The 21067-nt window shown below is 34.5% G+C and carries 18 protein-coding genes and 6 tRNA genes; 16 read left to right on the forward strand and 8 right to left on the reverse strand.

Annotated features, from left to right (window positions below):
- The coding region (locus tag DW269_RS02210) for a 6-phosphofructokinase (protein ID WP_370446077.1) at positions 1-232 on the reverse strand (232 nt) is incomplete at its 3' end.
- 124 nt (positions 233-356) lie between these two features.
- Positions 357-1517 (reverse strand): MFS transporter, encoded by a 1161-nt coding sequence (locus DW269_RS02215; protein ID WP_117458368.1) that lies wholly within the window; start codon positions 1515-1517, stop codon positions 357-359.
- Between the two features lie 759 nt (positions 1518-2276).
- On the opposite strand from DW269_RS02215, the gene nifJ reads away from it, so the two are divergent.
- Both nifJ and DW269_RS02225 read left to right on the forward strand, forming a co-directional pair.
- The gene (gene nifJ, locus DW269_RS02220) at positions 2277-5810 is read left to right on the forward strand and encodes a pyruvate:ferredoxin (flavodoxin) oxidoreductase (protein WP_117458369.1); all 3534 of its coding nucleotides are present in this window, start codon (positions 2277-2279) and stop codon (positions 5808-5810) included.
- 123 nt (positions 5811-5933) lie between these two features.
- Complete coding sequence (locus DW269_RS02225; protein ID WP_117458370.1) at positions 5934-6155, forward strand: hypothetical protein; 222 nt, start codon at positions 5934-5936, stop codon at positions 6153-6155.
- 72 nt (positions 6156-6227) lie between these two features.
- Here DW269_RS02225 and DW269_RS02230 read toward each other — a convergent pair whose 3' ends face one another.
- Genes DW269_RS02230 through DW269_RS02240 form a run of 3 tightly spaced genes read right to left on the reverse strand, consistent with a single transcriptional unit; the run spans position 6228 to position 8604 of the window.
- Positions 6228-6632 carry an HIT family protein gene (locus DW269_RS02230; protein WP_117458422.1) on the reverse strand — a complete coding sequence of 135 codons (405 nt, stop codon included), beginning with the start codon at positions 6630-6632 and terminating at the stop codon, positions 6228-6230.
- A 53-nt stretch (positions 6633-6685) separates the two neighbouring features.
- On the reverse strand, positions 6686-7633 hold the full coding sequence (locus tag DW269_RS02235; RefSeq protein WP_226793825.1) for a hypothetical protein: 948 nt from the start codon (positions 7631-7633) through the stop codon (positions 6686-6688).
- A 5-nt stretch (positions 7634-7638) separates the two neighbouring features.
- A complete protein-coding gene (locus DW269_RS02240; RefSeq protein ID WP_117458372.1) occupies positions 7639-8604 on the reverse strand; it encodes a peptidylprolyl isomerase in 966 nt (321 codons plus the stop codon).
- A gap of 153 nt (positions 8605-8757) precedes the next feature.
- Between DW269_RS02240 and sufC the strand changes: the two genes are divergently transcribed.
- The 7 genes from sufC (at position 8758) to DW269_RS02275 (ending at position 15568) form a co-directional block, all read left to right on the forward strand.
- On the forward strand, positions 8758-9582 hold the full coding sequence (gene sufC, locus DW269_RS02245; RefSeq protein ID WP_117458373.1) for a Fe-S cluster assembly ATPase SufC: 825 nt from the start codon (positions 8758-8760) through the stop codon (positions 9580-9582).
- Positions 9575-10456: a SufD family Fe-S cluster assembly protein gene (locus DW269_RS02250; RefSeq protein WP_117458374.1), complete on the forward strand. Its 882-nt coding sequence runs from the start codon at positions 9575-9577 to the stop codon at positions 10454-10456. The genes sufC and DW269_RS02250 overlap by 8 nt, the downstream gene beginning before the upstream one ends.
- A gap of 2 nt (positions 10457-10458) precedes the next feature.
- Positions 10459-11691, forward strand: a complete 1233-nt coding sequence (locus DW269_RS02255) for an aminotransferase class V-fold PLP-dependent enzyme (protein WP_117458375.1) — start codon at positions 10459-10461, stop codon at positions 11689-11691.
- Positions 11675-12112 carry a Fe-S cluster assembly sulfur transfer protein SufU gene (gene sufU, locus DW269_RS02260; protein ID WP_006506422.1) on the forward strand — a complete coding sequence of 146 codons (438 nt, stop codon included), beginning with the start codon at positions 11675-11677 and terminating at the stop codon, positions 12110-12112. The genes DW269_RS02255 and sufU overlap by 17 nt, the downstream gene beginning before the upstream one ends.
- A 2-nt stretch (positions 12113-12114) precedes the next feature.
- Positions 12115-13521: a Fe-S cluster assembly protein SufB gene (gene sufB / locus DW269_RS02265; protein WP_117458376.1), complete on the forward strand. Its 1407-nt coding sequence runs from the start codon at positions 12115-12117 to the stop codon at positions 13519-13521.
- The gene (locus tag DW269_RS02270; protein WP_158546285.1) at positions 13514-14041 is read left to right on the forward strand and encodes a 5-formyltetrahydrofolate cyclo-ligase; all 528 of its coding nucleotides are present in this window, start codon (positions 13514-13516) and stop codon (positions 14039-14041) included. The genes sufB and DW269_RS02270 overlap by 8 nt, the downstream gene beginning before the upstream one ends.
- 66 nt (positions 14042-14107) lie before the next feature.
- Positions 14108-15568, forward strand: coding sequence for a hypothetical protein (locus tag DW269_RS02275; protein ID WP_117458378.1), 1461 nt, complete (start codon positions 14108-14110; stop codon positions 15566-15568).
- 22 nt (positions 15569-15590) lie between these two features.
- Here DW269_RS02275 and DW269_RS02280 read toward each other — a convergent pair whose 3' ends face one another.
- Positions 15591-15926, reverse strand: a complete 336-nt coding sequence (locus tag DW269_RS02280) for a hypothetical protein (protein WP_117458379.1) — start codon at positions 15924-15926, stop codon at positions 15591-15593.
- Positions 15927-16270: 344 nt separating this feature from the next.
- Here DW269_RS02280 and DW269_RS02285 point away from each other — a divergent pair.
- The 6 genes from DW269_RS02285 to DW269_RS02310 all read left to right on the forward strand — a co-directional run bounded on the left by DW269_RS02285 (position 16271) and on the right by DW269_RS02310 (position 16779).
- Positions 16271-16346: transfer RNA gene (locus tag DW269_RS02285), tRNA-Val, on the forward strand.
- 23 nt (positions 16347-16369) lie between these two features.
- A tRNA-Thr gene (locus DW269_RS02290) sits at positions 16370-16445 on the forward strand.
- 2 nt (positions 16446-16447) lie between these two features.
- A tRNA-Tyr gene (locus DW269_RS02295) sits at positions 16448-16532 on the forward strand.
- A 7-nt stretch (positions 16533-16539) separates the two neighbouring features.
- Positions 16540-16615, forward strand: a tRNA-Gln gene (locus DW269_RS02300).
- 8 nt (positions 16616-16623) lie between these two features.
- Positions 16624-16699 (forward strand) — tRNA-Lys (locus DW269_RS02305).
- A 6-nt stretch (positions 16700-16705) separates the two neighbouring features.
- Positions 16706-16779, forward strand: a tRNA-Gly gene (locus DW269_RS02310).
- Between the two features lie 300 nt (positions 16780-17079).
- Here DW269_RS02310 and DW269_RS02315 read toward each other — a convergent pair.
- Complete coding sequence (locus DW269_RS02315) at positions 17080-17676, reverse strand: TetR/AcrR family transcriptional regulator (protein WP_117458380.1); 597 nt, start codon at positions 17674-17676, stop codon at positions 17080-17082.
- A 137-nt stretch (positions 17677-17813) separates the two neighbouring features.
- On the opposite strand from DW269_RS02315, the gene DW269_RS02320 reads away from it, so the two are divergent.
- Entirely contained in the window at positions 17814-19742 is a 1929-nt protein-coding gene (locus DW269_RS02320; protein WP_117458381.1) for an NAD(P)/FAD-dependent oxidoreductase, read from the forward strand.
- 199 nt (positions 19743-19941) lie between these two features.
- On the opposite strand, the gene DW269_RS02325 is transcribed toward DW269_RS02320, so the two are convergent.
- A complete protein-coding gene (locus DW269_RS02325; RefSeq protein WP_117458382.1) occupies positions 19942-20880 on the reverse strand; it encodes a 3-hydroxyacyl-CoA dehydrogenase in 939 nt (312 codons plus the stop codon).
- Positions 20881-21067: the final 187 nt, after the last annotated feature.

Below are 21067 nucleotides of genomic sequence, written 5' to 3' on the forward strand. Positions count from 1 at the left end.
TTCCTAAATACATTGCTGGGGAATGCTTTAATGCATCAATTTTTTCCTCAGAATTAAATGTTGTACCTAGATCCATGAAGTGATCTTCTAATAGTCCCTGGATACCATTAACCATACCATAAATATGAGTAAATCCTTCTTCCTGGCATTGAGTAATAACACCTGCAAGAGAGGCGTTGATAGCAACCGTAGGCCCACCAGATTGACCAATAAAACAATTTTTCGTATTCATTTTATGCTCCTTTTGTATATTTCATCTCCATTCTAACATTAAATGCATTTGATAGAAAGATTTAATAGTAAAAATACAGGGTGATAATTAATTATACTAAAAAGGATACCCCCCTAAGGATATCCTATTTGCTGCGGAATTTTATAAAACTAATGAATGCAGCAACAAGTACAATCATTGCGCCTACAAAACCGATGAAGTTTAAAGAAGTGTTTGTATAAACGACTCCACCTAGCCAGGTACCACTTCCAATCCCTAGATTGAAGATAGCTGAGAAAATTGCCATGGCAACAGATGAAGCGGCTGTAGAAACACATCCAATGATTTCAGCCTGAAAGCTTGTTTGAAAAGCCATTGCGGCTATACCCCAGATAGCACATACTAATATGATCATATACATATTGATTGAAGCAGGATATAGAAGGCCTAGAGCACCTGCAAAACCAAATAGAACTGCTTGTACAAATGCAAAACGGTGATCATCATAATATCGAGAAAAGAGATAACTTCCTGAAAGTCCAGCAACACCAAATAACATTAATGTGATAGTCACTAGGGTGCTTGGAAATCCAGCAACTCTCTGTAAAAATGGTTCAATGTAACTATAAGTTGTATAGTATCCAGTTGCAAAAAGGAATGTAATGATATAAGTAATCATTAGTCTTGAATTCTTGAAAAGTTCTGGAAGCTGATTGATAGAAAATGATTCTGTATTTTCTATCTTTGGGAATACGAATGCAAGATAGACAAGGACTAGGAATGAAATGACTGCCACACATAAGAAAGTCATTCTCCATCCAATCTGAAGTCCAATCATTCTACCAAGCGGCATTCCAAGAACCATTGCGATAGCAGTTCCGGTAATAATAGCACTGAGTGCTTTTGATTGATGTTCTTTAGATACGACACGGACTGCAAGTGGTGAAGCAATGGCCCAGAAAATAGAATGTGCACAGGCAACACCAATACGTGATACGACTAGAAATGGAAAACCAATGGAAATAACAGAGAGCACCTGGCATGTGGAAAATACAGTAAGTGTGCCTAATAAAAGTTTCTTTGGTTCTATTTTACATGCAAGTAACATAAGTGGCAGAGACAATATTGTCACAGTCCATGAGTAAGCTGTGATCATGACACCTGCTTGTGCTGCTGTCATGTTGAAATCATTGGAAATATCTGTCAACAAACCTATTGGCATGAATTCAGATGTATTTACTAAAAAAGCTGAAATAGTCATACCGATTAACGGAAGCCATTCTTTTAAAGACATTTTTGTTTTCATCTATATAACTCCTCCCCATTTGACTGGAAAATAATAGTATAGTCAGCTCTAGAGTGTCAATGAAAAGAGTGGTAATAGTTTGAATTTTAGTTTGTCAATAGTCTGAGACCAGGGTTATATGCTCTGATCTTTTTTTGCGTTTTCGATATTTTCTCTGATAAGTTTTTTAAATATCCCATTTTAGAATCAACACTATCAAGTTTTTCTATAATATCTGCATCATCTGCATCAGTTTTTTTGTTTCTTCTCTGCTTTTCTTTCCTTCTTGATTACATTATGCAACAAATCTGTTTGAATAATAATGTATATTGATATGTTAAATGCCTCAACTTAATATTCTGTATTATCTTTCTCCAGTCCTTCTGCATCTGTCCTTGTTGGCACACGCAGGATCAAAACTGCAAACATGTGAATGTTTTCTAGGTGCCTTTATTTTTTTACCTATAGTTGATTTATCTTTTCCAAGAGTAGCAGTGATAGAAGCCTTAGTAGAATCATTTCTATTTCTGCAAGGGCAAGATGCAGATTCTTATTTGATTTAGCTATGATAATCAGCCTTTCATGAAATAGAGAAACAGACATCACAGTAATTATAGAACTGAAGGAGAAAAAATAACTGAAAAGAAGTGAAAGACTAAACGCAACTTTGACCTGGGTGGAATTTAACTTCTCACTTTAGATAAAATACATGATAATAATTAATTATAGTATTTTATTGCATATCAGCGTATAATGGTAGATAAGGAGGATTGAAAGATTATGTCTAAGAAGTATTTATCTATGGATGGTAATACTGCTGCCGCTCATGTTGCATATGCATTTTCTGAAGTAGCAAGTATCTATCCAATTACCCCTTCTTCACCAATGGCTGAACATGCTGAAGAATGGGCTTCACAGGGAAGAAAAAATATTTTTGGCTCTGCTGTAAACGTAGTTGAAATGCAGTCAGAAGCAGGCGCTGCTGGGGCTGTACACGGTGCTTTACAGGGTGGTGCTTTAGCTACTACATTTACTGCATCTCAGGGTCTATTATTAATGATTCCTAACCTTTATAAGATTCAGGGTGAAATGCTTCCAGGTGTTTTCCATGTAGCTGCAAGAGCTCTTGCAACTAGTTCATTAAATATCTTTGGGGATCATCAGGATGTTTATGCCTGCCGTCAAACAGGTATCCCTATGCTTTGTTCACATTCTGTACAGGAAGTTATGGATTTAGCTGGTGTTGCACACTTAACTGCAATTAAAGCAGGTGTACCATTTATCCATTTCTTTGATGGTTTCAGAACATCTCACGAAATTCAGAAAGTAGAAGTTCTTGATTATGAAACTTTAGCTTCATTAGTAGATTATGATGCAATTAAGAAATTTAAAGCAAACGCACTTAACCCACATACTAATCCAGTAGAACGTGGTGGTGCAGATAATGATGATATTTATTTCCAGAGCAGAGAAGCTCAGAATAAGCATTATGATGCAGTTGTAGAAATTGCTGCAGATTACATGAAGAAGATTTCTGAAATTACTGGTAGAGAATATGCACCATTTACATACTATGGTGATCCAGAAGCAGATAGAGTTATTATCGCAATGGGTTCAGTAACTGAAACTATTGAAGATACAATTGATGAAATGGCTAAAGAAGGAGAAAAAGTTGGTGTTATTAAAGTACATCTTTATAGACCTTTCTCTCCAAAATACTTAAAGGCTGTTTTACCAGCAACTGCTAAGAAGATTGCTGTACTTGACCGTACTAAGGAAATGGGTGCTACTGGTGAACCATTATACCTTGATGTATGTTCAGTCATTAGAGATGCTGATACATTAGTTATTGGTGGTCGTTATGGTATGGGTTCTAAGGATACTACACCTCAGCATATCAAGGCTGTTTATGATCACTTAAATTCAGATAATCCATTTACAGGATTCACAATTGGTATCAAGGATGATGTAACTCATTTATCATTACCTGATGTTCATGGATTCCATATCAATTCTGGTGTTACTCAGTGCTTATTCTATGGTTTAGGTTCTGATGGTACTGTATCTGCAAATAAGTCTTCTATCAAGATTATTGGTGATAATACTGATTTATACTGCCAGGCTTATTTCGCATATGACTCTAAGAAGGCTGGTGGAGCTACTCGTTCTAACTTAAGATTTGGTAATAAGCCAATTAGAGCAACTTACTATGTAAATAGAGCAGACTTCATCTCTTGTTCATTAGACAACTACTGCTTAAAGTATGATATGTTGAAGAACTTAAAAGATGGTGGACGTTTCTTATTAAATACTGAATTTACTAAAGAAGAAATCGCTGATTATCTTCCAAATAGAGTAAAGAAACAGTTAGCAGATAAACATGCTAAGTTCTATATTATTAATGCCAACAAGATTGCTGGTGAAATCGGTATGGGTAGACGTACAAATACTATCCTACAGTCAGCATTCTTCGCATTAAATGAACAGATTCTTCCAATTGAAGAAGCTGTTACTAAGATGAAAGAAATGGCTAAGAAGTCTTATAGCAATAAGGGTGAAAATATTGTTCAGGCTAACTATAAGGCTATCGATGCTGGTAAAGATGCAATTGAAGAAGTAACTGTAGATCCAGAATGGTCTAACTTAACTGTATTACCATTAAGAAAACCAACTGGTGATGATTACTTTGATAACTTCGTAGCTCCTATCAATGCTCTTGAAGGTTATGATCTTCCAACTTCAGCATTCTTAGATAAGCTTGATGGTACTATGCAGAATGGTGTTGCAATTAAAGAAAAACGTGCAATTGCTATTCAGGTTCCTAAGTGGAAAAAAGACAACTGTATCCAGTGTAACCAGTGTGCTATGGTATGTCCTCATGCAACTATCCGTCCATTCTTAATGACTGAAGAAGAAATCAAGAATGCACCAGAAGATATTACTAATGATGTATTAAAACCAATTGGTAAGGGTGTTGAAGGATTATCATTCCGTATCCAGATTTCTCCTGATAACTGCGTAGGTTGTGGATTATGTGCATCTGTATGTCCAGGTAAACGTGGTGAAAAGGCACTTACAATGGTTCCAGTTAAGGAAGAATTAGAACATTCTGCTTTATCTGAATATGTTTACAACAATGTAGAATATAGAGATGACAAGTATCCTACAACTACAGTGAAGGGTGTTGGATTCATGAAGCCTTACTTTGAAGCTTCTGGTGCCTGTGCTGGTTGTGGTGAAACTCCATATTATCGTTTAGCTTCTCAGTTATTTGGTTCTGATATGAGAATTGCGAACGCTACTGGATGTTCATCAATCTATACTGGTTCAACTCCATCTACTCCATGTACTACTGATAAGAATGGTCATGGTATGGCTTGGGCTAACTCATTATTCGAAGATAATGCTGAATTTGGTTTCGGTATGAAGCTTGCAGAAAACTACATGTCTAAACATATCTTAGAAATCATTGAAGCAAATAAGAATGATGTAGAACCAGAATTAAAAGGAATTCTTGAAAAATATGAAGCTGTTAAGGGTCAGAGAGTAGAAGAAAAGGCTCTTTATAACGAATTAGTAGAAAAAGTTGAAGCTTCAGCTAATGAACCTATCAAGGAATTACTTGATATGAAGGGTGAATTAGTGACTAAGTCTCAGTGGATCATCGGTGGTGACGGATGGGCTTATGATATCGGCTACGGAGGATTAGACCACGTTCTTGCTAATGATCAGAATGTCAATGTATTAGTTCTTGATACAGAAGTATATTCTAACACTGGTGGACAGTCTTCTAAATCATCACAGGCTGCTTCTATTGCGAAGTTCACTGCAAGTGGTAAGAAGGTTGCTAAGAAAGACTTAGCTCAGATTGCTATGGCTTATGGTCATGTATATGTTGCACAGATTGCTTTAGGTGCTAACCCAATGCAGGCTATTAAGGCTATGAAGGAAGCTGAATCTTATGATGGACCATCATTAATTATTGCTTATGCACCATGTAATGAACATCATATCAAGGGTGGATTAATTAACTCTTCAAGACAGGAAAAATGGGCTGTTGAATGTGGTTACTTCAACTTATTAAGATACGACCCACGTTTAACTGAAGAAGGTAAGAACCCACTTACAATTGATTCTAAGGCTCCTGATTATTCTAAGTTCAGAGACTTCTTAATGAGTGAAAACAGATTCTCTCAGTTAGTTAAGATCAATCCTGAAAATGCAGAAGCATTATTCGATAAGTGTCTAGTAGATGCTAAACGTCGTCGTGCAAGAGCAGAAGCACTTGCTAAAGATTTTGATGCTGCTGAATAATTCATACGAAAGAGATAGTAGAAATGCTATCTCTTTTCCTTAGTATTTATAACATACCAAAAAGATAGGTATATTGCTTGCTATTTGTATTTATTATTTCTATACTAGAAGTGGGTGATGGATATGAAGAGTGTACTCATTAAAGATACAACAAGAGAAGAAAGAAAAAGAATCATACAAGAAGCATTGGACTGTAATGATTCTGCAGGATGTGAGAACTGCAGTGGATGCGGCTTGTTTGGGGCTGGAGATCCCTTTGAAATGTATGAAGATTATATAGAAGGTAAAAGAGAAATCAAAGAAATTAATATGGAATTTGTTTCACGCTACTTTGTGAGAGGTTAATCACATCGTAATATAAAGAGATGTCATATCATTGTGTGTACTAAAAAAACAGGGATTTAAATCCCTGTTTTTCTATTTCATGATTTCGTTGTATATATCATCAAGATTTACAACATTTGAACGATCAGTAAATTCAATCTTGATTGGATCATTTTCTTCATATCTTGGAATAATATGAATATGGAAATGATGCACTGTCTGGCCAGCGACTTCTTTCGCATTAGTAAGAATATTACATCCTTTTGCATGCATATTCTCTACAATCTTATTTGCAAGCTTCTGAGCCACTTTCATACAATGTGCCATCACTTCTGGGTCTGCTTCTAAAAAGCTATCATAATGTTCCTTAGGAATAACGAGTGTATGTCCATTAGTAGTCTGTGATAAATCTAAGAACGCAATACAAGTATCATCTTCATATACAACTTTGCCAGGAATTTCCTTTGCGGCAATCTTACAAAAAATACAATTATCCATCATATAAAACCTCCTGTCTTTATTCTAACACAAAAGAGACGCTCTCACGTCTCTTAGTCTACATATTTACTAGAAATTTTCTTGATCTGTTTCTTAACCTTTTTATCTTCAACAGTGAACTTATATTTCTTTAAATAATAAGATTCAATATCTGTTTTCACATCGCCAAGGTTTAATAAGTTTTCAACAATATCATTCTTCTGAGCATTCTTATCAGTGTTGTATACATATACAACTGCATATTTACCAGTACTTAATTTAACTGCTTCCTTATATACACCATCAGTCTTTAATGAAGTAAACTTGCTTAAAGCTTTGATGATCTTCTTATCAACTGTAGTAGTAGAACTCTTACTGCATACAAAACCTAAATCAGTAGAACTAGAACTATTTGCATTCATTAAAGCAGTCATTGCATCTGCATTAGTCACTGTCTTTAATGCTTTTAATGCATCAGATTCTTTACTATACTCAACAATCTTTAAATAAGAAACATTATATTTCTTACATACATCATTGAACTCTGTATCTAAATATTTTTCTTCTAATAGTTCAGATTTTGCTTCTGGTACAACGACTTCCTTCTCAAAAGCCTTTGCATTACTATAACCCTGATTCTTTGCATAAGTTTCAAAAGAACCAGAATATTCAGCATAACGATTCTTTTGTTCCTTTACTTTTGCATCAATTGCATCCTGGTCAGTAATCTCTTTTGCAGTGATCTTATTGTAAGCTTCATTTAATACTTCATTGGCACCATAGTTGTCTAATAAGTATTCATATAAACCTTTCTTAGTCACACTTACATCACCACTGATTACTTCTGTTGAACCATCCTTTACAGAACTTGTATAACCATCTTTATCAGCAGTCACAATATAAGCTGTAATCACTCCTACAACAAGGACAATCGCAATGACAAGTAATGCAATCATTTTCTTAGTAAGTTTAAAAGGTTTCTTTTCAACTTCTACTTTATGGATCTGTTTGTATTCTGCCATTCTCATTACTTCCTTTCTGCAGCTCTAGACTTTAAGCCTTCTTTAATTGCTTCATTGACTGCTTTTTTAATCTTTGCATCTTTATATTCAATATCATAAGTCTTGAATGCAAGATAAATGATTTGATCATCATAAGTAAGTAATGGAGACTGGATAGTCACATTCTTTAATTTCTTCTTAATCTTTTCTTTACTAGTAGAAGTACACTTTAAGATATAATAACCATCAGTACCTGTTAATACATCAGAAGTCTGTCCTTCAGTTAAAGAGAAAGCTGCTTCATTAATTGTACTACCATAAGTATTTGTTAAGTTACTTGTAGTATCTACAACACCTAAAGAACCTTTTGCACTCTTAGTCGTAGAATCATCTGAATAACTCTTAGCAACATCACCGAAGCTCTTACCATCCTTTAATAATTCCTGCACTTCTTCTAACTTCTCTTTTTCAGAATCAGTAGGATTAGAAATATCAGAAACAGAAATCTTAATCATAGAGATCATACGAGGTGTGGCAACCTTATAATAATCTTCGAATACAGTATCATAATGTGTCTTTACATAGTGTTTGACTAATTCTGCATACTGTAAAGAATAAATAAGTTTCTTCTTATATTCACTTTCACTTGCGTAGCCAGCACTCTTTAAATCGCTCTTAAACTGTTTTTCATAAGAATCTTCACCATATTTGCTCTTATAAGAATTCTTAATACTATCAAGCATATCACTTGCATTATCTTTCATATCACTTGTAATAGGATATTGTTTATTGATCAACTGATCAAGAACATACTGGAATGCTGCTGACTTACCTGAACTAGTAGAAATTAATGTATCATAAACATCATCTGCATAAACATGACCTTCACTAGTTGAAGCCACTACGCTCTTTCCATCTACAGTTTTACCACCACAGCCACTTAGTAATAAAACACTCGCTAAACATAGCGCCGCTATTTTTTTGGCTTTCATACGTACCCTCCTTGCGTAACATATATATTATACATGGTAGGTGATTTTTTTCAAATAATTACCCATGTTTCACATAAAAAGACATAATTCTTTATCATATTATTTGAGGTTGAACGTTTAATCTTTTATAATGATTCTCGAGGTGAAAAAAAGATGTCAGTTTTGAGTATAAAGGATCTTCATGTTGCGATTGGCGACAAGGAGATTTTGAAGGGAATTAATCTAACAATTAATACAGGAGAAACACATGCATTGATGGGTCCTAATGGAAATGGGAAGTCAACATTATTAGGTACAATCATGGGTCATCCTAAATATAAAGTAACTCAGGGTACAATCACATTAGATGGTGAAGATGTTCTTTCTATGAGTGTAGATGAAAGAAGCCGTAAAGGATTATTTTTAGGAATGCAGTATCCACAGGAAATTCCAGGTGTCACAAACTCTGATTTCCTCCGTTCTGCAATGAATGCGAGAAGAGAAAAACCATTAAGTCTTTATCAGTTTATTAAGGCTATGGACCATGCAACAGAAGACTTAGAAATGGATAGTAATTTAGCTCATCGTTATTTAAATGAAGGGTTCTCAGGTGGAGAAAAGAAACGCAATGAGATTCTTCAGATGAAATTACTAGAACCTAAATTCGCATTATTAGATGAAATTGATTCAGGTCTAGATGTTGATGCGTTACGTATCGTCGCTGATAATATCAATGAGATGAGAGAAACAAAAAAGGAAGACTTTGCTCTAGTTATGGTTTCTCACTATGAAAGATTATATGAATTAGTAAAGCCTACACATGTACATGTATTAGTAGATGGAAACATTGTAGTAGAAGGAGGCTTTGAACTAATTGAAAAGATCAACAATGAAGGATATGAATGGGTAAAGAAAGAATTAGGCATTGAACTCGAAAAAGAAGACGAAGACGTTGTTTCTATCGGGGTATGTGGCCATAAGGTGACAAGCAATGTATAGTTTTGAACACTATATTCATTTTGTGGATGGGAAGGTAACAGAAGATAATCTTCCTAAAGAAGTTGTTGTGAATGATACAACAATCACATTCAAGTATGGAGAACCCATTCAGCTTCATGTAGTGGTAGATGTAAAGAATGAAATGTCACTACATTATGTATTTGAAGACAATGTCCATGCAGAAGTGATTGAAACAAGACATGTTGAAGAAAACGGTGTATTAAATCGTACATTTACTAACGGTGCTTATTCACATGTTAATTTCTTTAATGAAAATGAAGGAACAGGAAAGAATACTTATCTAGATGAAGGACATTCTTCTCATGATAGTATGCTTCAGCTTGGCTATTCTGAATTATCTGATGCTTCTATTGAAGCCTCTTATACATTTGAATTAGATGGTGAAGGGGCAGATGTCAGATTAAGAATGGCAGCCTTATCAAAGGATAAAGAAAAGAAACATTATAAGGTGCATATAAAACATAATGCACCACATACTACTGGTATCATGGATAACTATGGTGTTGCGAAAGATGAAGCACATCTTGTGATTGATGGTATTGGTACAATTACAAATGGACAGAATGGTTCAGCCTCACATCAGACAAATAAGATCATTGTCTTTGATCCAAAATGTTATGCAAGTGCAAATCCATTCTTATATATTGATGAATATGATGTCCAGGCCTCTCATGCAGCTGGTGTAGGGAAGATGGATGAAGAACATCTTTATTATTTACAGTCTCGTGGTTTGACTAAACGTCAAGCTATGCAGCTGATTACTTATGGTTATTTAATGCCAGTAGTCGAAGTTGTAGATAATCAGATGATTAAGGAACGTTTTGAATTGGCGTTATCAAAGGTAGGTGCTTAGTTATGGTGAATTGTAAGGATACAAGAAAAGACTTTCCAATGTTGGATGGGAAGACACTCATGCATGGTAAGCCACTGATTTATTTTGATAATGGTGCAACTACATTAAAGCCTCAATGTGTGATTGATGCAGTATGTGAATATTTATCTAGCTATTCAGGAAATGCCCATCGTGGAGATTATGATTTATCTCATCAGGTGGATGTTGCTTATGAAGAAGCGAGAGAAGCAGTTCAGCATTTTATTCATGCAAAGAGAAAAGAAGAAGTTGTATTTACAAGTGGTTCAACAGATTCACTTAACTTAATTGCGAATGGTTATGCGAAGACACATTTAAAAGCAGGTGATGAAATTCTTTTGAATGTGGCAGAACATGCCTCTAATACATTGCCTTGGTTTGATGTAGCAGAGGAAACAGGGGCTGTTGTGAAATATATTGAACTAGATGAAGAAGGTCGTATGACATTAGAAAATGTCAAGAAGGCTGTAACAGAGAATACAAAGATTATTTCACTTGCGATTGTGACGAATGTATTAGGTTATGAAGTACCTATTAAGGAAATCACAGAATATGCGCATTCTAAAGGTATTATTGTAGTGGCAGATGGGGCACAGAGTGTACCACATATTGTCACAGATGTTGTTCGTGATGACGTGGACTTCTTAGCTTTCTCAGGTCATAAGATGTGTGGTCCTACAGGTGTTGGTGTTCTTTATGGTAAATATGAGTTATTAGAAGAAACAAAGCCTACACGTTTTGGCGGAGGATCTAATTCACGCTATAACAGCTGTGGACTTGTCACACTAAAGGAACCACCTTATAAATTTGAAGCAGGTACACCTCATATTGAAGGTGTGATTGGCTTAGGTGCAGCTGTTAAATACTTACAGAGCATCGGTATGGAAAATATCCGTCAAAGAGAATTAGAATTACGTCATTATGCAATTGAGAAGATGTCTCAGTTGGATAATGTCACTGTATATAACCCAAACTCAGAAGGGGCTATTGCTTTTAATATTAAAGATGTCTTTGCGCAGGATGCAGCCAGCTTATTTAATACTTATGGTATTGCGGTTAGAGCGGGTGAACATTGTGCAAAGATTCTAGACGAGTTCTTAAAAGTAAGAACAACTTGTCGTGTTTCTTTCTATTTCTATAACACTGAAGAAGAAATTGATCAGTTTATTGAAGCATGTAAGAAAGGAGATGATTTCCTTGATGCATTCTTTGGATGATCCAATGATCATGAGAGAAATTATTATGGACCATTATCAGAACCCTAGAAACCATGGACTTGTAGATGATGATTCATATCAGAAAGTCAATATGGATTCAAGTACATGTATTGATGATATTGATGTTCAGGCTAAGTTTAATGGTGATGTAGTGGAAGATGTACGTTTTGATGGTGAAGCATGTGCCATTTGTACTGCCTCTACTTCTATTATGACTGAACTAGTTAAAGGAAAAACAAAAGAAGAAGCAGCGCATATTGTGGATAACTATATGCATATGATTTATGAAAAAGAATATGATCCAGAACTTCTTGAAGAAGCGATTGCGTTTAAGAATACGCATAAGCAGGCTAATCGTATTAAGTGTGCGACTCTAGGCTGGACTGGATTCTTAAAATTATTAGAAGGAAGCGAGGAATAGAGATGGCTATTGAGAATCTTAATATTCCACAAGCTGAAGTGATAGAAGATCATCCTGATGAGGATGTATCTGTCTTCAAGACACCTAAAGGGTTAAATGAAGATATCGTTAGAGAAATATCAGCCATTAAAGAAGAACCAGAATGGATGACTGAATACCGTATCAAGTCATTAAGACAGTTCTTAAAGATGCCAATGCCTAAGTGGGGTGTTGATTTATCTAAGATGGATTTTGATGATTATACATACTATAATCGTCCATCAGATACTAAAACAGATAAATGGGAAGAAGTACCAGAAACAATTAAGAATACATTTGATCGTTTAGGTATTCCTGAAGCAGAACAGAAGTTCTTAGCTGGGGCAAGTGCTCAATATGAATCTGAAGTTGTTTATCATAATATGCTTGAAGAAGTCAAAGAGAAGGGTGTTATCTTCTTAGATATTGATTCTGGATTAAAACAATATCCAGAAATCTTCAAGAAGTATTTTGATACTGTTATTCCATATTACGATAACAAGTTCTCTGCATTAAATGGGGCTGTCTGGTCAGGTGGATCATTTATTTATGTACCACCTCATACTAAATTAGATAAGCCATTACAGTCATATTTTAGAATCAATTCTGAACGTATGGCACAGTTTGAAAGAACTTTAATTATTGTAGATGAAGGATCAGATATCCATTATGTAGAAGGATGTACAGCACCTTCTTATTCTAAAGATTCACTTCATGCTGGTGTTGTAGAAATTATTGTCGGCAAGAATGCACATTGTCGTTATACAACAATCCAGAACTGGTCTAAGAATATCTATAACCTAGTAACACAGCGTGCTAAAGTTATGGAAGGTGGATCAATGGAATGGGTAGATGGTAACATCGGTTCACTTGTTACTATGAAATATCCTTGCTGTGTTCTTGCAGGAGAAAGAGCCAAGGGTACAGTTATTACTATTGCGGTAGGAGATAAAGGTCAGATTATTGATTCTGGGGCTAAGATGATTCATGCAGCACCTCATACATCAAGTCAGATCATTTCTAAATCTATTGCCAGAAATGGTGGTAAGACAAACTATAGAGGACTTGTCCGTCATAACAAGAATGCGTATGACTGTAAGAGCAAGGTAGAATGTGATACATTAATTCTAGATAAGATTTCTACAAGTGATACAGTACCTACAAATATCATGGCCAATAATGATTCTATTATTGAACATGAAGCCACTGTATCTAAAGTATCAGAAGATCAGCTCTTCTACTTAATGAGCAGAGGTCTCACTAAAGCACAGGCAACAGAGATGATTGTCATGGGCTTCATTGAACCATTCAGCAGAGAATTACCTATGGAATATGCTGTTGAATTAAATCAGCTTATTAAGCTTGATATGTCAGAAGATGCTATTGGATAGAAAAAAGATGATTAAGAAACGTCTCGCTTTAGAAGAAGAGACGTTTCTTTCTTATTCAAAAAGAATTGCCTCTTATCTAGAAGAAATGCCTGCATTTAAGAATGTGAAAAGAATAGGATTTTATATGTCTTATCGTCATGAAGTGGATACACTTCATTTGATTGAGAAATATATACTAGAAAAGGAAATCTATGTGCCAAAATGTGTAGGAGATGAATTAGATTTCCAAAGAATATATACTATGGATGATTTAAAAGAGGGTGCTTTTCATATATTGGAACCTACTACTGATGAACATATGGATGTTAAAGATTTAGATGTGATTGTAGTACCATTACTTATGTTTGATGCAAATCATAATCGTATTGGCTATGGCCGAGGTTTTTATGATCGTTGTTTAAAAAAGACAGATGCTCTGACGATTGGTTTAGCATTTGATTTCCAGGAAGTAGAAAATACTCATCCTCACTCACTTGATGTTCCACTTAGTTACATAATTACACAAAAAGGTGTCTTCTAAGGCACTTTTTTTATAGTAACAAAGGGATAAATTTGATATAATGGATATGATTATGAGGTGTTTTATATGGAAAAAAATGTTGTAAAGAATATTCTCGCAGACATTGATCTGCGTCAAAATCTAATAAAATTAAAAGGGTCAATGACATCTGCTGATACATTAGATGGACCTATTGTAGAAAAATTATGTGATTGTTTATCTCATGAAGATCCTAAGGTAAGAAAAAATGCGGCATTACTACTTGGATATACTAAAAATTCTATGATGGCTTCTGTTCTTCTAGATGCTTATAAGAATGAAGAAAAGGACTTTGTAAAAGATGCTTATTTAAAAGGTATGAGTCATTATGATTGTAAGCCTTATATTAAGGAATTACAGGAAATCCAGAATGAACTCATGAATTCAGAAGTAGTAGACAGCAAGCATATCAAAGCACAATTAAAGGTCTTAAATCCGATGATTCGTTCTTATTCTTATCATAAGAAGAAATCAATCCGTTTATTGCATAAAGAAGTCGATGTTATTCTTACAACACTTCCTTATTATCAATATACACTTTTTGAACAGGTGAAGCATTTACGTTATAAACCAGTAGGACAAGGCGTATTAGTCCGTACAAAGGCTATTTATGACCTTCTAGGCTTACGTAATTATAGAGAAATGATTTTCCCATTATCAGGTTGCTCAGGACTTGCTCAGGATGGGCATTTAATTGGTAAACGTATTGCGCAAAGTAACTTGGTAGACGTACTACACCGTTTATATGATGCAGAAGGATGTTTCTATTATCGTTTGGTTGATCAAATGAGAGAAAAGAAATCAGCTGTTATCAATGATGTAGTTCAAGAACTCATTGAAGAAATGCCTTCACACTTACAGAATGTAACATCTGATTATGATATTGAAATACTTATTAGAGAATTAAAGCCAGGAACAGTGAATGTTTACTTAAAGTTAAGTTCATTAGACAATCCACGCTTTAATTATAGACGTGAAATTATTTCTAATTCGATGCAGCCTTATGTAGCAGCAACACTTATGGAAGTGGCTAAACCATATATGGGTATGCATTCTCGTGTATTAGATCCATTCTGTGGTAGTGGTGTTACACTTATTGAAAGATGTATGGCTAAACCAGTTAAGTTTGCAATGGGATTAGATATTTATGGAGAAGGCTTAGAAGCAGCTAAGAAGAATGCAATTGCAGCTAATCAGGCTATTCACTTTGTAAATAAGGATGCCAATCGTTTTGTGAATAATGAAATGTTTGATGAAATCTTTACTGATATGCCTACCTATGCACAGATGAAAGATACACGTGCTTTAAAGAATCTTTACGATAACTTCTTTAAACGTATCCATAGACACGTTTTACCGGAAGGGTATGTATTTATCTATACAACTGAAATATCTCTTGTAGAGAAGAATTTAAGACTAAATTCAGACTATCTCACACTTATAGAACATTATGATGTACCTAGAGGTAAGACAATGGCTTATTTCTTCATCATTCAGGTAAACAAATAGAGGTCCAATAGGACCTCTTTTACTATCTAAATAAATAACGATAACCTTGCCAGAACCACTGTTTTACAGTTTCTGGATTATCTAAATAAAAACGTACACCAAATGCAAGTGCTACTAATATAATCACAAGTAATACTAATAACACAAAAGTCTTAATAAAAGTCATCACAGGATGTGATTTCTCTTTATACTTTACCTTAGTTTTAGTACGTTTAGGTAAAGAATGTGATCTCTTATGTTTCACTTTAGTCTTAACAACTTTTTTAACTTCAGGTTCTTTTTCTTCCTGTTGAATAGAATTCTCTCTCTTAGTGTCTTTAATAGAGTCATCTTCATCATCAAATGTGAATCTTTGCATACTATCACCTCTCTGCTTTAATGAATATAGTCTCTATTAGAGTATTTGTCAAATTAAAAAATGCTCTCATGACACAATAAAAGCTCTTGAATAAGGAAAGCAAATGTATGTGTCATTGAGAGCGGCCTTAAACAAGAGCCTTTAAAATGTACCTATTACTAGATACAGTTAAATTGTAATCGTTCTTATAACAAAAAGCAAATAAAATACAAAAAAACTTGAAGAAATCAATAAAAATTAAAAAAAGCGTCATTAAATCAAATATAGCTATATATAAAACTGTAAAAAAGTTTCTGTTTTCTGTTGACTTAGAGTAAATATGATGATAATATAGTATCCGCAGCGGAGGTTTAGCTCAGTTGGGAGAGCATCTGCCTTACAAGCAGAGGGTCAGCGGTTCGAGCCCGTTAACCTCCACCATTTTATTTTATAGCTCAATATTTGCCGACTTAGCTCAATTGGTAGAGCAACTGACTTGTAATCAGTAGGTTGGGGGTTCAATTCCTCTAGTCGGCACCAGTGGGGAGGTAGCGAAGTGGCTAAACGCGGCTGACTGTAACTCAGTTCTCTACGAGTTCGATGGTTCGAATCCGTCCCTCCCCACCATCTTTATTGGGATATAGCCAAGGGGTAAGGCAACAGACTTTGACTCTGTCATTTCACTGGTTCGAATCCAGTTATCCCAGCCATCTTTTTTGACTCGCTAGCTCAGATGGCAGAGCATCTGACTTTTAATCAGAGGGTCAGGGGTTCAAATCCCCTGCGAGTCACCATCCTATGCGGGTGTAGTTCAATGGTAGAACTTCAGCCTTCCAAGCTGACTACGTGGGTTCGATTCCCATCACCCGCTCCAATTTCTTATTAAGTCAATCTTTGGATTGATTTTTTTTATGCATAAAAAACGGGATCCGTGTCAATGCTGAAGGAGTGCAAGAGATAGCGAAAGCTATCTCCTTTCTATTACTCAAATTCATATGTGGATCCTCTTTCTTAGGTTGTAAAATAACTTGTCGTCATAGGAACTTAAAAAACTGGAAAGGATTTATATCCCCTCCAGTTATAATAAAGACCCAAAATAAAAATACATTCCGTGAGCTATCCTGATTTACATTTTGGAAGATAATTAATTTTAGTGGACTGAAGTGTAAAATATTTATATAAATTGAGAATGTAAACTAGGCAGAATACCTTTAGTGATAGTAATAGTAATAATTTGTAACATTTCTTCTTTTGATGTTTGTGGGCTTTCTAAATGCCACCATTTTATGGCAGTTAAGATATTAGACGCAATAAGTATTGTAAAATAATTAGCAATTTTGATTTTAGAATCTTTTATATGATAATGGCAAATAAGTTCATCTAATAAATATTGGCTGTAAATTGAAAGCATCTCATCAAATATATTTATAGGTAATTCATTATTATATAGTATTATAAAAATATCTTTATGTTTATTGAAGTAATCTAATAATGGGATGAAATATGGCTTAAAGTTATTCTCTTTTTTGAAATCAAGAATAATAAATTGAGCATTAATATTTTTTTTGAATTTTGTAATAAGTTCTTCTGTTATTTTATAAATTAAATCATATTTATCTTCATAATTTCTATAAAAAGTAGAACGGTTGATTTTACATTCATTAATTAATGATTTAATGGTAATATCTTTAAAATTATATGTTTCTAATAATTTAAGAAAATGTGATTGGATATTTTGTTGTGTTTTTATAGTTCTTAAGTCTTCGCCCATTTTTTTTCTTTCCTATGCAACCGTTATCATTATAAAGTTGCATATGCAACACTTTTGATTGCTTTGTTGCTTGTTAATAATTTACCATAATTATATCATTTTTTATAGAAATTATAAAGAATGTAAGGAGCTAAAGTATGAAAAACAAATATTATCCTCATCTATTTGAAAAAGGAAAAATTGGAAATGTTGTTATTAAAAATAGAATTGTACGTAATTCTATGGGAACTTATTTAGGAAATCCTGATGGAACAGTCACTGATAGACAAATTAAAGCTTATGCACAAGCTGCTGATGGTGGTGCAGGGCTTATTTTTATGGATAATGCTGTGCCTGTGCCAATGACATCTTGTGGTTTAAGAGCCGATAAAGATGAATTTATTGCTGGATTGACTTTATTAGCAGAAACTGTAAAAGAACATGGAGCTACACCTGGCTTACAGTTGGCTCATCCTGGTAGAGATGCAGGATTTGTAGGTAGTGCTGATGTTATTGGAGACTCACCTATTACTTATGAACCATGGTATGAAATGGGATTTAAATTACCTAGAGCATTAACTATTGAAGAAATTCATGATTTAGTAGAAAAATTTGGTGATGCTGCTTTAAGAGCAAAAAAAGCAGGATTTGAAGTTATTGAAATTCATGGTGCTGCTGGTTGTATTCCAACAAATTTCTTATCACCACATGATAATAAGCGTACTGATATGTATGGTGGAAGCTTGCATAATCGTATGAGATTATTGTTGGAAATTGTAAGAAATATGAAACAAAAATGTGGAGCAGATTTCCCTATTGGTGTTAAATTGAGTACTGATGACTGGGAACCAGATGGAATTCGTATTGAAGAAACAGTCGAAGTTGCTAAAGCATTAGAAAAAGAAGGAGTATCTCATTTAAATATAATGGGTGGAACACATGCAACAGCATCTAGACAATTCTTATTACCAAATGCATTTAATGCTGAACATGTAAGAATGATTAAAGATGCTGTTCATATTCCAGTATTCATTGGACATAATATTTTCTCTCCTGAAGAAGCTGAAAAGATGTTAGCAGAAGGAAATGGTGATTTTGTTGCTTTAGGCCGTTCTCAATTAGCAGATCCAGCATGGGCTAAAAAGGCTAAAGAAGGAAAAGCAAGAGATATTAAACCATGTATCAACTGTATGATTGGTTGTATTGATAAAGGTATGCTAGGCCATACACCAATTCATTGTACAGTAAATCCAACTTTATATAGATTTGAATGTAAACCTGTCGTTGAGGCTGAAGTTAAGAAAAATGTTGCAGTTGTAGGTGCTGGTCCAGCAGGATGTGAAGCTGCATTAACTGCTTCTTTACGTGGACATAAAGTCACTATTTTTGAAAAAAGAAGTTTTGGTGGCGCCATGGTAGAAGCTAGTAAACCTGATAACAAAGCAAATATTAGACGTTTAATTCATTACTATGAAGATCATATTACTAATGATCCTAACATTACTGTAGTTAAAGAAGAAGCAAACTATGATATGCTTGTTAATGGTGGATTTGATGCTGTTGTTATTGCAGTAGGCGGAAAAACAAGAACACTAGATGTTCCTGGTAGTGATAGAAGTACAGTCGTTTATGCAAATGATTACTTGAATGGATCTAAAAAGGTTGAAGGTAAAAATGTTGCAGTAATTGGCGGAGGAATTACAGGAGCTGAAACTGCGCTAGAATTGAATGGAGAAGGAAAAAATGTTACTGTTGTAGAAATGGCAGATAGATTCTTAGCTAATCCTGGTTCTTCTTGTCAGGCTTATAGTATTACTATTGCCCAATCAGATATCAAAATCATGACTGGCAAACGTTTAGTTGCGGTTGATGATAAGGAAATTACTTTAACTGATAGATGGGGTAATGAAAATAAAGTTGCTGTTGATAATGTTGTTATTGCGGCAGGATTCATTCCTCAGTATGATTTAGCTAATCAGCTAGAAGAAAATACAGATATTGAAGTTTATAACGTAGGAGATAGTAAGAAAGTGCGTCAAATTTATGATGCAGTTCGAGAAGGATTTATTGCAGCTAGACAAATCTAGTAAAAGTTTTTACTACATGTCCTATTCGATTTAATTTAATTCTTTGTTTCTTAACAATTTGAGACGTCACATACTGAACCACCCTGAAAAAAGTATTTTTCAGGGTGGTTTTTGTGTTTCATCTGTTTATCATTCGGTCACATTAGGTGCAGCACTTTATTCGATAAATTACACATAGAAAAACGCATGTCACCATGCGCTATTTTTTGTACTTATAGAATCCTTCACCAGTACTATATCCTAATTTTCCTTGATCAATATAAGACTTCAACATCTTATGCATACCTTTGAAATTATAAGGGGCTAAGAAGCCAGGAATCTTTACATACATACCCACAATCTCATAAGCAGTCTTTAATCCTACTGTATCAAGAATCTGGAACGGTCCTTTAGGTGCACCAGTACCTAAAGTCCATGCTTTATCGATACTTTCTGGATCAGAGATACCATTGACCATTAAATCCATACCTGAAAATAATAATGGAATCAACATAGAATTGAGTAGGTAACCAGACTTTTCTTTATTGACAGGTAATGGAATCATTCTAATCTCTTTCGCAAACTTCATGATTTCATCAAAATATGCTTTATTTGTTTTATTCTGCATCATAACTTCTGTCATATTATTCTTCCAAATCGTATTTGCGAAGTGTAAGGCAAGGAACTTATCAGGTCTACCAGTAAACTTAGCTAATTTACTAGGAAGCATAGTAGAAGAATTAGTCACTAGAATTGTCTTATCAGGAAGTAGGGGAGCCATCTTTGTATAGACATCCTTCTTAGCTTCCATATTTTCTGTCATTGATTCAATGACTAAATCAGCATCTTTAACTGCTGTTTTCATATCAAGTTCTAGCTTGATTGTAGAATAAGCACGTTCTACCTTCTCTAGGCAGTTCTCTTTATCAAAATCATCATAGCCTGCAATACCCATACACCATGTATTGATAGATTTATCAATATCCATAAGATTAATTGCATCAATATAAGACTGCTTGATAGAATCAAGCTTAGGCTGTGTACGTCCAATACTGCCTTCACTTCTTAACCAGATTGTTACATCAAAACCACAATATGCTGCCTGGAATGCAATCTGTGATCCCAAGACACCGCCACCCATAATAGTAATGTTCTTCATGTTTTCCTCCTTTCTAGTAAAATGAAAACAGAAGAAAAATTTCTTCTGCTTCACTACTATCTTTTTAAACATTATCTAATTTTCATTATACTGATTAAAAAGAGATTATCTACTATACTTTGTGAAAAACATCACAATTTCTTACAAACTCATCACATTGTATAAAAAAATCCCGCGATTGCGGGAT

The organism is Catenibacterium sp. AM22-6LB (genome assembly GCF_003435615.1).
GTDB classification, from domain to species: domain Bacteria; phylum Bacillota_I; class Bacilli_A; order Erysipelotrichales; family Coprobacillaceae; genus Catenibacterium; species Catenibacterium mitsuoka_A.

Bases quoted from the DNA above. Each gene is read 5' to 3' on its own strand.
- DW269_RS02275 (WP_117458378.1), top strand. From the start codon at position 14,108: ATGGAAAAAAATGTTGTAAAGAATATTCTCGCAGACATTGATCTGCGT.
- DW269_RS02255 (WP_117458375.1), top strand. From the start codon at position 10,459: ATGGTGAATTGTAAGGATACAAGAAAAGACTTTCCAATGTTGGATGGG.
- DW269_RS02250 (WP_117458374.1), top strand. From the start codon at position 9,575: ATGTATAGTTTTGAACACTATATTCATTTTGTGGATGGGAAGGTAACA.
- sufC (WP_117458373.1), top strand. From the start codon at position 8,758: ATGTCAGTTTTGAGTATAAAGGATCTTCATGTTGCGATTGGCGACAAG.
- DW269_RS02325 (WP_117458382.1), bottom strand. From the start codon at position 20,880: ATGAAGAACATTACTATTATGGGTGGCGGTGTCTTGGGATCACAGATT.
- DW269_RS02235 (WP_226793825.1), bottom strand. From the start codon at position 7,633: ATGGCAGAATACAAACAGATCCATAAAGTAGAAGTTGAAAAGAAACCT.
- DW269_RS02315 (WP_117458380.1), bottom strand. From the start codon at position 17,676: ATGGGCGAAGACTTAAGAACTATAAAAACACAACAAAATATCCAATCA.
- sufB (WP_117458376.1), top strand. From the start codon at position 12,115: ATGGCTATTGAGAATCTTAATATTCCACAAGCTGAAGTGATAGAAGAT.
- nifJ (WP_117458369.1), top strand. From the start codon at position 2,277: ATGTCTAAGAAGTATTTATCTATGGATGGTAATACTGCTGCCGCTCAT.
- DW269_RS02215 (WP_117458368.1), bottom strand. From the start codon at position 1,517: ATGAAAACAAAAATGTCTTTAAAAGAATGGCTTCCGTTAATCGGTATG.
- DW269_RS02320 (WP_117458381.1), top strand. From the start codon at position 17,814: ATGAAAAACAAATATTATCCTCATCTATTTGAAAAAGGAAAAATTGGA.
- DW269_RS02240 (WP_117458372.1), bottom strand. From the start codon at position 8,604: ATGAAAGCCAAAAAAATAGCGGCGCTATGTTTAGCGAGTGTTTTATTA.
- DW269_RS02280 (WP_117458379.1), bottom strand. From the start codon at position 15,926: ATGCAAAGATTCACATTTGATGATGAAGATGACTCTATTAAAGACACT.
- DW269_RS02225 (WP_117458370.1), top strand. From the start codon at position 5,934: ATGAAGAGTGTACTCATTAAAGATACAACAAGAGAAGAAAGAAAAAGA.
- sufU (WP_006506422.1), top strand. From the start codon at position 11,675: ATGCATTCTTTGGATGATCCAATGATCATGAGAGAAATTATTATGGAC.
- DW269_RS02230 (WP_117458422.1), bottom strand. From the start codon at position 6,632: ATGGATAATTGTATTTTTTGTAAGATTGCCGCAAAGGAAATTCCTGGC.